General features: G+C 49.6%; 15 protein-coding genes and 1 pseudogene. 10 read left to right on the top strand and 6 right to left on the bottom strand.

Annotation, left to right across the window (positions count from 1 at the left end; genetic code table 11):
• The first annotated feature begins 422 nt into the window (after positions 1–422).
• The 5 genes from ACIDITHRIX25_RS75985 to ACIDITHRIX25_RS75965 all read left to right on the top strand — a co-directional run bounded on the left by ACIDITHRIX25_RS75985 (position 423) and on the right by ACIDITHRIX25_RS75965 (position 4,557).
• Positions 423–680 carry a helix-turn-helix domain-containing protein gene (locus ACIDITHRIX25_RS75985; protein WP_052605321.1) on the top strand — a complete coding sequence of 86 codons (258 nt, stop codon included), beginning with the start codon at positions 423–425 and terminating at the stop codon, positions 678–680.
• Entirely contained in the window at positions 670–1,926 is a 1,257-nt protein-coding gene (locus ACIDITHRIX25_RS75980; protein ID WP_201732992.1) for a HipA domain-containing protein, read from the top strand. Before ACIDITHRIX25_RS75985 ends, ACIDITHRIX25_RS75980 begins: the two co-directional genes overlap by 11 nt.
• Before the next feature lie 358 nt (positions 1,927–2,284).
• Entirely contained in the window at positions 2,285–2,479 is a 195-nt protein-coding gene (locus ACIDITHRIX25_RS75975) for a hypothetical protein (protein WP_201732991.1), read from the top strand.
• Positions 2,480–3,200: 721 nt separating this feature from the next.
• Positions 3,201–3,824 carry a type IV toxin-antitoxin system AbiEi family antitoxin domain-containing protein gene (locus tag ACIDITHRIX25_RS75970; RefSeq protein ID WP_052605318.1) on the top strand — a complete coding sequence of 208 codons (624 nt, stop codon included), beginning with the start codon at positions 3,201–3,203 and terminating at the stop codon, positions 3,822–3,824.
• The gene (locus ACIDITHRIX25_RS75965) at positions 3,811–4,557 is read left to right on the top strand and encodes a nucleotidyl transferase AbiEii/AbiGii toxin family protein (protein ID WP_201732990.1); all 747 of its coding nucleotides are present in this window, start codon (positions 3,811–3,813) and stop codon (positions 4,555–4,557) included. Before ACIDITHRIX25_RS75970 ends, ACIDITHRIX25_RS75965 begins: the two co-directional genes overlap by 14 nt.
• A 565-nt stretch (positions 4,558–5,122) precedes the next feature.
• Here ACIDITHRIX25_RS75965 and ACIDITHRIX25_RS000000104380 read toward each other — a convergent pair.
• From ACIDITHRIX25_RS000000104380 to ACIDITHRIX25_RS75950, 4 genes are all read right to left on the bottom strand, one after another.
• Positions 5,123–5,335: an exonuclease domain-containing protein gene (locus ACIDITHRIX25_RS000000104380; protein ID WP_160291774.1), complete on the bottom strand. Its 213-nt coding sequence runs from the start codon at positions 5,333–5,335 to the stop codon at positions 5,123–5,125.
• A 253-nt stretch (positions 5,336–5,588) separates the two neighbouring features.
• On the bottom strand, positions 5,589–5,870 hold the full coding sequence (locus ACIDITHRIX25_RS75960) for a transposase (RefSeq protein WP_082058568.1): 282 nt from the start codon (positions 5,868–5,870) through the stop codon (positions 5,589–5,591).
• Positions 5,871–6,684: 814 nt separating this feature from the next.
• The gene (locus ACIDITHRIX25_RS75955; protein WP_201732988.1) at positions 6,685–7,959 is read right to left on the bottom strand and encodes a type II toxin-antitoxin system HipA family toxin; all 1,275 of its coding nucleotides are present in this window, start codon (positions 7,957–7,959) and stop codon (positions 6,685–6,687) included.
• Positions 7,956–8,261 (bottom strand): helix-turn-helix domain-containing protein, encoded by a 306-nt coding sequence (locus ACIDITHRIX25_RS75950; protein ID WP_052605315.1) that lies wholly within the window; start codon positions 8,259–8,261, stop codon positions 7,956–7,958. The genes ACIDITHRIX25_RS75955 and ACIDITHRIX25_RS75950 overlap by 4 nt, the downstream gene beginning before the upstream one ends.
• 981 nt (positions 8,262–9,242) lie before the next feature.
• On the opposite strand from ACIDITHRIX25_RS75950, the gene ACIDITHRIX25_RS75945 reads away from it, so the two are divergent.
• The 5 genes and pseudogenes from ACIDITHRIX25_RS75945 (at position 9,243) to ACIDITHRIX25_RS75925 (ending at position 14,953) form a co-directional block, all read left to right on the top strand.
• Positions 9,243–10,682, top strand: a complete 1,440-nt coding sequence (locus tag ACIDITHRIX25_RS75945; protein ID WP_201732987.1) for an ATP-binding protein — start codon at positions 9,243–9,245, stop codon at positions 10,680–10,682.
• 505 nt (positions 10,683–11,187) lie between these two features.
• The gene (locus ACIDITHRIX25_RS75940) at positions 11,188–11,694 is read left to right on the top strand and encodes an AAA family ATPase (RefSeq protein ID WP_213333434.1); all 507 of its coding nucleotides are present in this window, start codon (positions 11,188–11,190) and stop codon (positions 11,692–11,694) included.
• A 29-nt stretch (positions 11,695–11,723) separates the two neighbouring features.
• Entirely contained in the window at positions 11,724–12,434 is a 711-nt protein-coding gene (locus ACIDITHRIX25_RS75935) for an ATP-binding protein (protein WP_201732985.1), read from the top strand.
• A gap of 242 nt (positions 12,435–12,676) precedes the next feature.
• Positions 12,677–13,691 (top strand): annotated as a pseudogene (locus tag ACIDITHRIX25_RS75930) (IS1595 family transposase).
• Positions 13,692–14,215: 524 nt separating this feature from the next.
• A complete protein-coding gene (locus ACIDITHRIX25_RS75925) occupies positions 14,216–14,953 on the top strand; it encodes a nuclease-related domain-containing protein (protein ID WP_201732984.1) in 738 nt (245 codons plus the stop codon).
• Here ACIDITHRIX25_RS75925 and ACIDITHRIX25_RS75920 read toward each other — a convergent pair.
• Both ACIDITHRIX25_RS75920 and ACIDITHRIX25_RS75915 read right to left on the bottom strand, forming a co-directional pair.
• Positions 14,927–15,199, bottom strand: a complete 273-nt coding sequence (locus ACIDITHRIX25_RS75920) for a hypothetical protein (protein ID WP_201732983.1) — start codon at positions 15,197–15,199, stop codon at positions 14,927–14,929. The genes ACIDITHRIX25_RS75925 and ACIDITHRIX25_RS75920 overlap by 27 nt on opposite strands.
• A 6-nt stretch (positions 15,200–15,205) precedes the next feature.
• Entirely contained in the window at positions 15,206–15,334 is a 129-nt protein-coding gene (locus ACIDITHRIX25_RS75915) for a hypothetical protein (RefSeq protein WP_283770420.1), read from the bottom strand.
• Positions 15,335–15,353 lie beyond the last annotated feature (19 nt).

Here is a 15,353-nt window from a genome sequence, read left to right as displayed (position 1 = left end):
TCTAAGCCAAGAAATTCTGAAGATGCCATGGTGAATTTGTGTATAACGTGGGACATAGTCTACGAAAGGGTAATTGGTTCTGCATTCGGAAGGCTCTATGCTCGCTCCAGATTGGTCACACCACGGCAGGTATTTGTAGCTATACGCTGATCGGCGACGTACGTAATGGGTAGGTGCTTTCAGGTTTGCCAGCGCGCGAGCATGGTGTTTAGGTGGGCCACATAATTACGAAGCATCCGTTACCATGGTGTGTGAAGCGAGGGCGAGTGACGTTGGAGGCATAACTTCGGTTCACGTGGTTGTCTTTCTCGGTCTGGAGACTTGATGCGGCCTCGGCCTGGAGTGGTGAACCCCATGTGTCCACCATCAACCCTGCACCAATCGATGCCCGCAGATGTAGACAAGTGAGCTAAACTATTCCTATGTCTGAAAATGTAGACAGGGAGTACGTGATTCGGGGCGCCCAGTCCTTCGGGATGGCACTGCGTGAATTTCGCCTTCGTCGTGGAGTGACTCAGGCTGAACTAGCAAAGACTTCAGGGTTACATCGGAGTTATCTTTCAGAACTTGAGCGCGGTTCCACCACTGAAGCCGTGCGCTATCTTGTCTTGGCCTGCCGTGCACTCGATTTGGAGATCGTCGTTCGACCACGGGAAGGAACTCGTAAGGATGGAGCTTGAGGTATGGCTTAATGGGACACACGTTGCCATGCTCAGCGAGAATCGTAGGCAGATGACGATGGCCTACACTGGTGAGGCTCATCCTGTCGGCGCTCCTCTTGTATCGGTGGCAATGCCGGTGGGTGCTGGACGATACTCAGATCCCAAGGTGCGGGCGTTCTTCCGTGGTCTGCTACCCGAAGGGGAGGCTAGAAGGATGCTGGCCTACGATTTTGGTCTCGATGAGTCTGATGACATGGGCCTCCTCGCTGTATTGGGAAAAGATTGCGCCGGTGCGCTCATGGTGCAACCAAAAGGGGACGGAGCAGCATTAGTGGCAGGAGCTTCAACGAAGGATACTGTCGATGATGCTGAGATAGAGCGACGGTTGCGGGCGTTGCCATTGCATCCGCTTGGAGTGGATGGACATATACGGGTCTCGCTCGCCGGAGTCCAATCCAAGCTGTTGCTATCCAGGCTTGAAGATGGACGCTGGGTGCTACCTGCTGATGGTGTCGTGTCCACCCATATTCTCAAACCGGCACATCGCGATCTACCGAACTCGGTGGTGAACGAGGCGTTCTGTATGAACCTGGCGGCAAGGTCGGGACTAAAAGCGGCTCGCACTACCATTTTGTCTTTTGCTGGGACTAAAGTACTCGTGTCTGAGCGCTATGACCGACGACGGGAAGTAGGCGGTATCCGGCGGATGCACCAAGAAGATGCCTGTCAGACCCTGTCAGTACTCACGATTGTCCCTGAGCACAAATACGAAGAGTTTGGCGGGCCAACTCTGGTCGGGATTGCCAGGTTGCTTGAGCAGTGGGGGGATGCCCAGTCAAAAGAGGAGCTGTTGCGCCAGATTGCTATTCATGTGATTGTCGGCAATGCCGACGCTCACGGCAAGAACGTCTCATTTTTTCACCAAGAAGATGGGACGGTATGTCTGGCTCCGGTCTATGACATCATGAGTACCGAGTACTATAGAACAGCCTACGCACGTTCAATGAGTCGCACGCTTGGCCTTTTCGTGAATGCGAAGCGCAATATCAACGAAGTCACTGTCGAGGACCTCGTGTCCGAGGCGGAGCGTTGGGGAATGAGATATAGGACTGCACAGTCGGTGTTGACCCAACTCCTAGAGAGACTCCCTAATGCTTTGGATCAGGCTGCTAGAGATGTCCCCGAGGTGCCGCAAGCGCTTATTGAACTGGTGCAGGAGAGGATAACCAGTGCACGGGCCGAAGCTGCTCGGCTTGGTCAATGACTGCCTTGACGGAGCGAAATCTTCGATGGTGTTGCCAAGGGGTCGAAATCTCTCCACTGATTATCGGATCGTGCAAGCGAGGCAGAGGTTCTTAGAAGGGGCAGTTACTGGGCTGCGATCAACATCGAGGTACGGTGTGTACGGATGCGTCCATTTGTCGATTCACGCAGGGGTTGGATCACCAACAGGGGACTGTGCAGACGGAATTCTCACCCAAAAATGTCGTTCACGTTCCAATGGTTCATAGATATAGAGCAGATACCAACAGGAGAATCTAATCCATGTTTTTGTGTGTGGCGGTAGAGACTACGTGGACGCAGATGCAATCCGCGAAAGCCTTAAGTAGTTAGAAGTAGTAGTGCCTAACGAAATAATAATTTACGGTGCCGATGCATTGGTGGGCTATCTTGCTGGAACGCTGGGATCGCATGTTGAGGTGGGTCTTGCCGACTGCGTTCGGCACGGAAAGGCTGCGGGTCTCGTATGGAATCAGGAGATGCTCGACAGTGGAACAGATCTCGCGATTCCCTTCCAAGGTGAACGAGGGACGTAGGACCTGATGAATAGAGTTGAAAGCGCGGATGTCCCGATTGTTGTTGCCTCGTCAGGATCGCACTTTAACCCGGTCGGACTAGGCCGTTCTGGCAATTGGCTGTTCGGAAAACCCCGGATGACTTCTACAACTGGCTGTTCGAAGGCAGGACAGCAGTGGTCATGCGATCCATTTAAACCGAAAAGCAAGTGGATGGTGTTCGGGTACGAACAATAATTTAAACACGGTTGATCAATGCTTAAGAGGATTTACACGTCAACTTTACCCAAGTGCGCACCCAACAATTTTGTCCGAGAATGTCCAGCCCAGTCCGAGGTTGTCTCAGCACCCTAGCCCAAACCCCTCAATGAGATGCAAAAATGAGACGTACTCGGGCAAATTGGCCACCAGCTCGGACACTTTGTGAACGCCTCATTATCCCTTGGTCCCGGGTTCGAGTCCCACCGGACCTACTACATATATGCCATGCAGAGCCAATTAAGTTGTAGGGTTTGGTCAGCTGTGACCATGGCGGACCCAGCTTTTCGAGTGTACTAGGGATGCATGTGGGATCCAACCACCCTCTGGTTCCTGAGCCATGATTTTCAGTTATTTCCGAAATTTGGTCACCAGTGTCGAGTTCAAAGGTCAAGTCAGTGCCTGGAGTCATTTGTTGGCTCACTTACTCTGAGTTATACGCACTTGAGATGGACAATTGATCCGTTCGTTAAAATGAACGGATATGGCAATAATTGCAATAAATGTGGTAAAAGAGTTCGTTATTCGGTACACTATTGTCATGACGACGCTTGATGTACTTTTGGAGATTGCTATTCAGCAACACGGATATGTGACAGTAGCGGATGCTCGAAGAGTCGGAGTTGACCCTCAGCGCCTTCGGGCGCTTGCATTGCGAGGTCGTGCTGAACAACGAGAACGAGGTCTGTACCGTATTTCCTTAGTACCGCATCGCCCTCACGACAACTACGCTGAGGCGGTTCTTCTAGGTGGAGATCATGGTGCTCTCGCTGGCGAAGCCGCTCTTGACCTTTGGGACCTTGCTGACGTTAATCCACGTCGGATCGAAGTCATAGTACCCCCGGGTCTGCGGATACGACGAATTCGAAAGGACATCGTTTTCTTGAGGAGAGATGTTCCAAGAGACCAAATTGACGAAGTAGATGATATCCGGGTCGTCTCTCCCTCTCTTGCCATTGAGATTGCCATGGACGAGGGTGTTGACGGCAGCCTTATAGATCAGGCCATTACAAATGCCAGTCGGCGTGAACTAATAGGGACCCGTCGTGCGGCAAGACTTTTGGCAGCTCTTGATGATAAGGAGAGGGGGCTAAGTGAGCGAAAGTGATCGGATTCCAGGCAATAGACAGCATTTGGAACGATTAATTGATGTGTGGGCGCGAGAAGGATTCGAACTCGGACAGAGTCGCTTGCGACGTCTTTTGGGATTTACGGCTATCGCGGCAATGCTTGACGGACTACCTGGAGAAGATGGCAGGGCAAGACTCGTCATTAAGGGTGGCGCAGCACTGCAGTTACGTCTTGGCGATCGGGCGCGTACGACCAGCGATCTTGATACCGCATTTCGCGGAGATATCATTGAAGCGCGTGGTCTTCTTCGGTCCGCGCTTAAGAGAGGTTGGTCTGGGTTTGAGGGCGTGCGCTCTGACGAAGTAGAGATCACTCGCGCTGGAATAACTCCTCCACCACGGAGGGCAAGGATAAAGTTGGCGTACAAATCCAAACCCTTTTCGACTGTAGCATTCGAGATGTCGGCAGCAGAAGGCGCTAGCCTGGATTCCCCGGAATATCACAGGGTGGCGATTTCCCTAGCTCCGGTTCAGTTGCCTGATCCTGGGAAGATTGCATTTCTGCCAGCAAGGTACCAGATTGCTCAAAAATTGCATGCATGCACCGAGCCACCTACAGATGATCATCCGAACATTAGAGTCAGGGACCTTTTTGACATTCTCTTGATAGCGGAATTAGTTGAACTGGAGGAGTATCCAGCTCTCTCGGCTGCTTGTAGGGAGATTTTTGAACTCCGGGGTAGGCACTCCTGGCCACCGGTACTTTCATAGCAGCCGTCGTGGCGAGAAACCTGGCGACGTCTTGCAGAGGACGGGCAGGTCGGGTTGACATTTGAACAGGCATTTGCTGCTGTCGTTGATTTGATCGGGAGAATCGAGACGGCCTAGGCTTACCCAACTTGCCGGTGCGAAACCACAACTACAACTATAAATATGACGAGGACGGCATTTCCGACTTGTTCTTAGCTGAATGTGGGTCAAGAAGTTTCGATTGAGAGGTTGTTGACTTCCCGAGTTTTCGTCTACTCAGGTGGCTGAAAAGGCAAGCCTGTCCACCTAACAATTCACCTAACAAATGTGTCTGAGAGCGTAACATTCAGTTTCACGGAGTCCCAATGGTCTTTAGATTGTAAAGCTGTTAACTGCAATTGTGGGACATTATGCGACACTATGACTACTAGCTCGGACACTTAAACTGGATTGAAGGTTGTCCAAAGTCCGTTGATACGTTCCGAGCGTCCGGAAGTGTCCTATGGCGTTTTTCGTAAGGGATGCTGTAGTGAGTGCAGCACTGTGCAAGAGTGAACCCTTCCTCGCCCTTAACGATGTTTCTCGCCTAGGAAAGCGTGTTGGCACTAGCGGCAGGTTGAAAATAATCTACTTTCGCCAATCTCATCTCGTTAGTTATGAAGCGAAGATCGAACGGTAAATTGTGGCCGACGAGAACATTGGTCATTGCCAGGGCAGAGATCCAGTTTGCCGTAGCAGCGAAGGAGTGGGCTCTAGTTAGCACCTCGTTGGTTATGCCGTGAACGTGCGCCGCTCGCACCAGAGTGTGTCAATCTGGTAGAGACTGGCGTACTCGGCTGTGGTCCTGAAAGTGCTGTCGAGCCAAACCGTTTCGATGAGACGGTCTTTCTAGCGCTGAAGCCGGTTGTCTCCGTGTCCAGAATGAGGTACCCGAGAGATCCAGCGTGATTGACCGGTGTCTCCGGCTTTGGTGCATGCCGGGTAAGGAGGCTCGTTGACAAAGGGTTAACCCGTGACGGCAGTTGTGTCACTGGCAAGTGCCAAATGGCGCGTTAGCTGTTCTGTGCCAGCCCCAAGTCCGATTGGGCGAGCCCGACCTCAGCAGCACTCAGCGGCTCATCACCGGTACTTGCTGCAGCTTCCATGCGCCTGCGTTCGTCGCGGACCCACGGGTACAGTGAATCTTCGGCGATAGAGAACTCTTTGGCGACCTCTGCCACGCTTCTCCCTGAGTCAATTACTCGATGTGCAGCCTCAGTTTTGAACTCCAGCGTGAATTTCCGCCTCGTTGCTCCCATTGTGACATCCTCTCCACCAACATCGTAGGTTGGCATAAAAGGTGTCTACAGAAACTGGGGAACCTCAATGGTTGCTAAATGTGCAGCTGACATCAGTGAGGACAACAGCCTGATCGTTTCTATCTGGGAAAGATCGTATTTTCCCTACCAAAGTTAGGGGGAGTACTTCGATGAGCACACCAGACAGAGAGCGAAAGTCAATGTTTCAGTAATTTACACCCACGTACGCAGAATTAGCGAACTGATGTGTGTTTGGTTAGTAGTCATTCCACTCAACATTCCACCCAACAAATGTGTCCGAGAGCGTCCCATTCAGTCTCATTGTGTTTCAAAAACCATATGAATGCAAAGCCGGGAGCTGCAATTATGGGACGAGCTGCGACAATTTGACTACTAGTTAGGACACATTCAAGCCATCTCATAATCCCTTTGTCGTGGGTTCGAATCCCACCGGGCCCACCATTTCTGGTTCTTCGGATATTAGCCTGTTGGACGTTTTTGTCAAGTGATCGGCAGTAGGTTCAAGTATCCGGATTCAAGTAGTCCAAAGATTGTGGAAAAATCACAGCTTCTTTGATTTGGTCGAAATGATGATGAAGGCGGCGACAAAATGAAGGTTTGTGAACAAATCAAATAGCGCCGCCATTGAGATGCCAGAATCTTCGGCTACCTGCATTATAAGCGAGTTGCTACTCTAGAAAAGTCTGACTGCGTCTTTTTTGAATTCGCCGTCAAATTGTCGACGAGTCTTCTCTTTCCTAGTCTTCTGTTATTCCTTTCCCCCGATACCTGTATTCTCCTTGTATAAAGGGAGAACTGTGTCACGTATCGTGAGAAGGTTCACCTCGCATCATTTGAGAATTGTCATACAACGTTTCGATCGTTCGTTGATTTTCTCTAAAAGCCGCGAAGGTAACGTACTGGCTAGGTCAGCAACCTCTGACCTTCGCGAAACTTCTTCGAAGGAATTGGTGATACGGTCGCCGATCTCTTGCGCCCTTGAGACAATCAAGTCATTGCCGAGATCTAATTCTTTTGCGACGGAAGGCCATGGATTTCGATCTATCCAAACACCATACGACCCTCCGAGCTTCATTGCAAAGCGGAGTTTTTTCTCATGGTCGTCGTATGGAAGTGCGGAAGCCACATCATAGAGTGGTGCAAACCTAACTTCTTGTCCCAGGATTAAGATCGAGTAGTTCTTAGCATGTGCATCTGTTCCTCCAATGAACCAATTCCATATCAGAGCGTCGACGAAGTTCAATATCGCAACTTCAGCTGCGGTTGGTGCGAGTGCTCTGCGAAGGAGTTTTACAATATCTAGGGGAGAGGGACCACCTTCGTTTTGGTACTTTTTTGCTGGAATAATTCCAAGAGCTTGACATAGATCTTCCTGGTGAATCCTCTTGACAATTCCATCTTCGACATAGCGGTCGTAACGATCTGATACTACGCTAGCAACTCCGCTAATGCATTCCAAAGAAGTCTTGGCGGTTCGTAGCCCCAAAAGACGGGCTGCGTTCAGACAAAGATATTCATTTATTTCATGATCGTGGTAGTCAGAAATTCCAGGCTTGAGGATGTGCGTTGTAGCCATGGAACCTACCGGTAAGGCCCATCCATTTTCCGTTCTAACTAGAGCGGTCTTTGCCTGTGCGCCCGCAAGACTAAACCTTCCAGTGTATGACTCACCGAGCCACGTAGCTGAATCTTTTAAAAGGTCGCGAAGTCGTTTCCCTACCTCCTCGTCGCTTAGTGGTAATAGTTCCGAAGGTGCGTTTACGATACTTTTTACGCGATCTGGAGACACAAAGCGAACGGCCCCAGGACAATCTTCGCCTATTGGCGTTTTGAGAAGTTCAAATGGTGACGATGATGAAACTTGAAATTTCCGAGCCCAACGATCAAGCACAATTTGATTCTCTGGAAGAAGCCCCCAAAGCCACGGCGATATGACCGAATGAGGGTGAGTCTTTATAGATGTCGGCATTGCGACCGAAAGCGGGGTAGAGTTCGATTGATATCGATAGTCTTCCTCGTATTCAAATCGAATGGTACTGTTGCTGGAACGAATAATCGTTCCAGCAATTTGATTGTTCAAAATTACTGACAATGCATCACTCATCTAGCACCGTATCTTTGTAGTAATTCATCGAGTGATGTACTTGTCGAAGATGTACTTGTCGACGTTGCACTGTCCTTTGCAACGGCGTTAGTGTTGACCGAGACGGAAAGGGAAAGGTCTAGGGCTTCAATAACTCGAAGTAACTGGATGGTTTGGGCTGAAATCTTTCCGCCTTCGAATTGCACGATCCATTCACGTGAGACTTGTGCCTTTTGTGCAAGTGCATTCTGGCTGAGTCCGAGTTCAAGACGTCGTCCTTTGACGATAGCCGCTAGATCATTCATGGAAAGAATCTTCTTCAAAGGTGCCTCCTAAGGAAATAAATGCTGTCTTAAGTGGATGATCGTACACACTATAGCAAAGTGGATGATCGTACACACTATAGCAAAGTGGATGATCGTACACACTATAGCAAAGTGGATGATCGTACACACTATAGCAAAGTGGATGATCGTACACGCGACTTTTATCGCACAATCGTCCAATGAAGGAAGTAAGAAGCGGTTGCGACACTGATTGCTATATGTCTGGCGACGTTTGACCTTGCCACAATCTTTGGACCACTTCGCTGAAATCTTTGGGGCTGATAAAGCAAGCCTGTCCACGTAACAATTCACCCAACAAATGTGTCCGAGAGCGTAACATTCAGTTTCACGGAGTCTCAATGGTCTTTAGATTGTAAAGCTAGTAACTGCAATTATGCGACACTATGACTCCCTGCTCGGACACTTCCAGTCCATCTCATAATTCCTTGGTCCCGGGTTCGAGTCCCGGTGGGCCTACGGCAAGTTGCTATTCAGTAATGAGTTATCAGTGGATAGTTAGTAATACGGGCGTTGAAAACGCAACATCGGCGTGTTCCTAGGCATCACTCGTAGCAAGCATCCCATGGAAGTTTCAAAAAACCTCGCAAAACCGATCCAAGGTTCGATGAACCATCGGATGTCTTGCAGTACCAATCACAGAATGCTCACCAAAGGCCCGGTAGTGCGAAGGATTAACTTGGAAGGACGAGCCGGTACTCTTCTCCTTCTAAAGCGCAACGCTTAAAGATACAGCGCACGCTTGTTTGCAATTATGGGGTTCCCCCAATACCGCGTCGAACAATCCAGAGGCGGCTCGCTTCGGAGTTCGATTGGCTGAAGGTTATATAGAACTTCGCTTTACCGTGGACGATTGTGCCTACAACGCCCTGGGGTTTTTGTAGGCACTCTTTACAAAAACCCTGGGGTTTTTATAGACGCTCTTTACAAAAACGCTGGGGTTTAAGCTATAGTTTTTTTATGGTTGTAAATGAGGGACAGGTTGCTGAGGCGGTACGTCGAGATAGTCCCTGGTGGCGAAGTCCTCATTGGGCAGCGACTGACCGAGATATGCTCGAGGCCGCCGGATCTCAGATTGACTACTATCCCTTGTCTTTGGCGAACATACGGTCCGGAGGCCTCTATATGCTCTACGGTCCCCGACGAGTTGGCAAAACTGTGCTAGTAAAGCGATCTATTCAGGCGCTTCTTGCCCAGGGGGTAAATCCGCTGCAGATCATACGTGTGACCGTGGATGGGTGGCAGGCCAATCGGCTCGGGACGCTGTACGAATATGTGGTGAGAGTTTTAACGAGTTCTGTGGGTGATGGGCCGAGGTACTGGTTTATCGATGAGGTCACGGCCTGCCGCGGGCAGTGGTGGTCGGTGGTGAAGAACCTCAGAGATAACACCCATTTCGGTGATGATTGTGTCGTACTCACCGGTTCAACGAACCAAGATCTCGACGAGGCAATTAAAGCTTTTGCAGGTCGCAGAGGTCCCGTAGACGACCCCGACAGGTGCCTACTGCCAATGAATTTTGGGGAGTTCTGTCATAGCTTGTCAATTGACTTGCCATCCGTTGCGGGACTTCGTGCAGATGGGTTGATGTCTGCTCGGGCTCGTGAAACTTGGATGGCGCTCGCTCCGTATACCGATGACTTGGTAGCCGCTTGGCAGACATACCTTGAGGTTGGTGGGTACCCCAAGGCTGTCGGTGAATGGCGTCGGACTAATCAGGTGGCGGTGCCAACGTGGCAGGCCTTGTGGGATGTAGTGAGAGGTGACGCAATCACCAGTGGAATGAACGAGGTCATCCTAGGTGCGGTGATCAATGGTATCGGGGTCCGATTGTCGAGTCCCACTGCCATAAGTGGCTTCGCCGAAGAGGTCGGGGTGGCTCGAGAGACTCTAATGAAGCGTATCGATGCTCTCGCGAGTGCATTTCTCGTCTGGAGAAACCCGAGAGCTGATAACAGCGGTAACGCGGATCTTCGCAAGCAGGGAAAGCTCTATTTTCTTGATCCGCTCGTAGCCAAACTGCCACAGCTCGTCAACGGTCGAAGCCAAGTCGACGTCACCCGCTTGAACGAGCAACAGCTTGGCGTCGCCCTTCTGCAGTGGAATGAGAGAGTGCGCCCTGGCTCGGTTCGTTCCGGGGACTGGATCACTCATTATCGAAACGCTAGCAGTGAGGTTGATTTTGTAGGTAAGTGTGCGGATTTGGGGACACGTATGACACCGATCGAGGGCAAATACGTCTCAGATTCGTGGAGACAGGAGGCCCTCGGCTTGCGCAATTCGGCTATTGGTACCGGAATCCTAGCGACTAGGGATATTCTCGACGCAACAGAGGGAGAAGCTGTTTGGGCGGTACCTTCATCTTTTCTGGCGTTTGCGCTTTCCTTCTCCGGGAAATAACCGAATTGTCCACTCAACAATCCACCCAAAAATGTGTCAGAGAACATCCCATTCAGTTCCACTGGGTTTCGATGTCCTTACTTCCCACGAGACTTTACCTCTTTTGAATGCAATTGAAAGCTCTGCATTCTCCTTCGGAATAGGGAGCGTCGTGTCGCGTATCGTGAGAAGGTTCACATCGTCTTTCAAGACGTAAATCTAATAATCACGTAGGGGTTACTTGCCAGTTATGGAGTCTTGGTGAACCACATGAGTGTTAGGAGAGCGCTATTACTCCTACGTTATAGATTTAACGTGCGCTAGGTTCCAAAGGTCAAGCGCAGATTCCCCAGAAATAACTTCTAATCCGTTAGACCCCGAAACGGCTTTTTGGTATTCACCCCGTTCTGGGATGGGAACGGCTGCTAGTCGGTAAAGCCCCCAACCTCGATGTTCGAGACGACCGACGACGGTAAGTTGACGAAGTAAGTACAGCAAATCGGGGAGTATTTTCTAAAATCAAAACATGGTGCGAATCGCTAGAAATGCCAAGAGTCGGGTATTAGAGGCCCTTGGCGATACCAGAGTTGTTGTTATACAGGGCGCCAGGAAGGTGGGCAAGACGATATTCATTAGAGAGATTGTCGATTCTAAGGACGGACGGTTAGTTTCATTTGACGATCCAGTTGCGGCGAACGGCGTCCGTGAGGATCCAGTTGGGTGCCTCAACTCCGACCCAGGTCGTCTTTTGGCTATTGATGAAGTACAACGTGTCCCTGAATTAGTTTTAGCGCTAAAGTTCGTAGTCGATGGCGATAATCGTCTGGGTAGCTTTCTTTTGACTGGATCGGCCAATCTCCTCACATTACCCACTATCGAAGATAGTCTTGCTGGTTGGACTGAGATTATCGAGTTGTTCGGCCTAAGTCAGGGTGAGCTCATAGGGCATAGGGAGAAGTTCATCGATCGGGCTTTGTCCGGTGAAAGATTCATAAACCATACAAGTGATCTGAGCCGAAATGACTATCTCTAACTAGCTGTTGCGGGGGACATCCCGAGGTCTTGAATCGTGCTCCGGGAAGGCGTCGTGACCTTTGGTTTTATAACTATGCTAATGCAATACTTCGCAGGGAGGCTGAGGATATCTCGAACCTTCAACGTATCACGGAGCTGCCAGTGATCCCGAGAATGTTGACTGCAAGAAGTAGCGGAGAGTTGAACGTTGCCGACTTGGCTCGCGACACCAACATTCCTCAACGTACCCTGACTCCTTATCTAGAGTTGCTACAGACCTTATATCTGACGCAGAACATACCGGCGTGGACAACCAACCTTTCAAAGCGCGTTGTATCTCGTCCAAAGGTTTCACTTCTCGATGCAGGCTTGGCTGCGCGACTTATGAATGTTTCATCTAAGGGTGCCTCTTTAGATGCCAATCCGAATCTAGCCGGCGGCTTGCTTGAGACCTTTGTCGCCGGTGAAATCAGACGTCAATCGACTTGGAGCAATGAGACGGCTAGGTTGACACACTTCCGAGACCAATACGTCGGTGAGGTCGATCTTGTACTAGAGACACCTGACGGACGGGTGGTAGGAGTAGAAGTTAAGTCCAATTCAAACCCAACGGTCAAGGATGCAAAGGGCCTTAGCTTCCTGCGTGAAAAACTCGGAAGTAGGTTTGTTGCAGGTTCCATCCTTCACACAGGCTCTAATTCAGCTTTTTTTGGTGATCGCGTTGCCGCGGTGCCAATGGACATACTTTGGAGGGCGTGAAAATTGAAAGTTATTTAGTATCTAGGGGTCGCGGATTAGCTGTTCTATAGTCCTTAAGACACGTCTAGTAAATGCAGCCGTTATCCAAAACCCCTCGGTTTACAGACGATTTGCCCTTTGCGTCCAAATCTACAATCGAAGGCAATTCTTTACATACTTATCAAGTTTCGTAAGTTTCGCCTTCACCGAGACCAGATTGGAGCTAATCCTTAGTAGAACAGATGTTCTACTAAGGTGGCATGGTGGATATCTCAGGCTTTATGGTACGCTTCGCTTCAGAGGAAGCATGTGAAGATCATTTGATCAAATTGCTATTGCTATGAGGGATTTAGATGCTCAAAGTGTAACTTCGATCAATTTACTTTAGTAAGGCCAAATCATTTCAAGAAATGCAGCATCTCGAGCTCCACTTTTTCAATGTAAATCTTTTCACCGTCAAACTAGCGTTACCTCCAGAACCATCTTCCATCGAAGCCATATCTCTTTATCCAAGTGGTTCTCCGCTATCTATCTATTGTCCAACGACAAGCGTGGTCTTTCGGCTACTACCCCCTAGCCATCAGAGCCCCTGCTAAATTCGTTCAAGTATCTTATTCGACTGGCTGGTTGATGCTAAATAAGCTACCTAAGGCAATGGCTGAGCGTAATAGCTGAGCGTAATGGCTGAGCGTAATGGCTGAGCGTAATGGCTGACCGAGATGGTTTATACAAACTTGGAGAAAACGCCTGAGTAGATGAGTTCTTTTTAGATGGTGAGAGCCATGGCGAAGGCAGAAGAGGAAAGGGAACAAAACAAACCAATGTTCTAATTGGAGTGTCGATTAGCAATGGTGCTCCTACTCATTGCTTCATGGAAGTAATCAAAGATACCACTGCTAAATCACCCAAAGATGTTTTTGTGAGACGTTGAGATTCTAATACCAAGCTGATAAGTAATGGTAACCCAAGTTACGGGGTATGTGCTGAAAGACCTTGGACTAGCGCACTGGTTCACTCTATCCAAAGACGAACAAGCACATGTAACATTCAAATGGCTCAACATCCTGATAGGGAACTGCAAGAAATTTATCGACGGAACATACCACGGACGTGAGGAACATAAGCAACTTATGCCTCGAGGAATTTGCATACCGATTCAACCCAAGGCACTTTGAAATGTCCTCGGTAGAGCGACTTCTCAATACATGTGTGTTTGCGTCTCCACATCCGCTACTCCGCGAATCTGACTCCAAAATGGCTCTTGCTTACGAAACTTGATAAGTATGATTCTTTACTTCTTATTTCATCCAGCTACTGCACTTCGATATCGATTTGATCAGCTGCTCAGATTTGGGTACCCTGATAGTAAACGATTGAAAACACGTTTTCAACTGGGTCATAACGACGCAGCCTAATCAGCGCTTTAGAGAGCAGTGTAGCTGGGTGGCAAAGCCCTTCAGTGGCGAAGTGGTAAGGCATTTACAGCTTCGACGGTATGAGCGCTGCCAACTTTTGAATTGATATTTGGGCTCTAATCAACCCTTAATTAATTGAAAGGTTTTACCGATGACTTATAACGTAAATATTAACTCGGAGTCTTTTTTGTAATTTGTCTTTTGCTACCAGATACTCTGGAGCGACATCTGCAAATTGTGACAGTAGTTCATCCGATCGAATGATTGGAGCAATTGGCCTTGAAACAGCTATCGCTTCGTCGCGCCGATTGTTGCGCGCTTTGTGGAGTTCAGCTCGCTGTTGGCGATAGAGCTTGGTGGGATGTGGAGGCGCGCAAGGTGTTGTGCGTGAGATGCTTCGAGGGTGGGATTGCGAGCCCTCCCGTCGAGAAGCTTTATGAGAGCAGTGGCATTTCTATCGCACCAGCACTACCTTTTATCGAAACTGGTGTGGCCGGGAAGTCTGCAATGGAAGAGTACCAAAGGCGTCACGAAAGACGCGAAGCTCAAATTGAGGCGAAATTTGGGATGTTTGCTGGAATCGTTAAGTTCTTGAGCGATGACCCCCAGTCCACGATCGCTTGGAAAAAGGGTTCGATAGGTGAGCAAAAATTAGCGTCTGTCTTGGTTGAAAACCTTGGAGATAGGGTCATCCTACTAAATGACCGCAAGGTTCCAAAGAGTCGGGCCAATATCGACCATATCGCGATTGCACCGTCTGGAGTGTGGGTCATCGATGCAAAAAACTACTCGGGTTTGGTCCAACAACGTGACGTAGGAGGATTTTTTAGTACCTATATTCACCTATTCGTTGATGGCCGGGATAAGACCAAGCTTGCAGATGGTCTTGAATGGCAGTTGAAAGCGGTCAGGTCTGCGCTTGACTCTGATGAAATAGCTGTTAATGGGGCTCTTTGCTTTACGGACGCTGAATGGGGATGGTTCGCCAAGCCTTTTTCAGTCAGGGGCGCCTTCGTGTCTGGACCGAATGCGTTGTCTCGGAAGATGGCCGAAATTGAAGCGCTCTCGAAAGATAGGATCTGGCAAATAGCTGAACGGCTAGCGAAAGCATTGCCGCCAAAGTAGATGAGTAGATTTACCTCTAAAGTTTGCTCGACTCATTGAAGACACCGGCACTGACGACAATAACAGTAATGGTGCCACCAGCAAGAATACCGGCAGCAATATCAGCAACAGCACCGGCACTGACGACAATAGCAGTAATGGTGCCACCAGCAAGAATACCGGCGACAGCAGCAACGGCGACAGCAGCAGCAAGGGCGACAGCAGCACCGACACCAAAATCATCAAGAGCGACAGCAGCACCGACACTGACGACTATATCCGTAATGGTGCCACCGGCAACAATATCAGCGACAGCACCGACACTGATACTAACGCCACCTCCATCTCCTCCACCTCCATCTCCTCCTCCATCTCCTCCTCCATCTCCTCCTCTTCCACCAACAACAACACCACAACCGTG

It is taken from the genome of Acidithrix sp. C25 (genome assembly GCF_904848545.2).
The sequence above is the reverse complement of the archived record's forward strand: the minus strand, read 5'-3'. Positions and strand labels throughout refer to the sequence as shown.

Coding starts and splice junctions, on each gene's coding strand:
- ACIDITHRIX25_RS75940 (WP_213333434.1), top strand. CDS start 11,188: ATGGTGCGAATCGCTAGAAATGCCAAGAGTCGGGTATTAGAGGCCCTT.
- ACIDITHRIX25_RS75945 (WP_201732987.1), top strand. CDS start 9,243: ATGGTTGTAAATGAGGGACAGGTTGCTGAGGCGGTACGTCGAGATAGT.
- ACIDITHRIX25_RS75955 (WP_201732988.1), bottom strand. CDS start 7,959: ATGAGTGATGCATTGTCAGTAATTTTGAACAATCAAATTGCTGGAACG.
- ACIDITHRIX25_RS75985 (WP_052605321.1), top strand. CDS start 423: ATGTCTGAAAATGTAGACAGGGAGTACGTGATTCGGGGCGCCCAGTCC.
- ACIDITHRIX25_RS75960 (WP_082058568.1), bottom strand. CDS start 5,870: ATGCCAACCTACGATGTTGGTGGAGAGGATGTCACAATGGGAGCAACG.
- ACIDITHRIX25_RS75970 (WP_052605318.1), top strand. CDS start 3,201: ATGGCAATAATTGCAATAAATGTGGTAAAAGAGTTCGTTATTCGGTAC.
- ACIDITHRIX25_RS75980 (WP_201732992.1), top strand. CDS start 670: ATGGAGCTTGAGGTATGGCTTAATGGGACACACGTTGCCATGCTCAGC.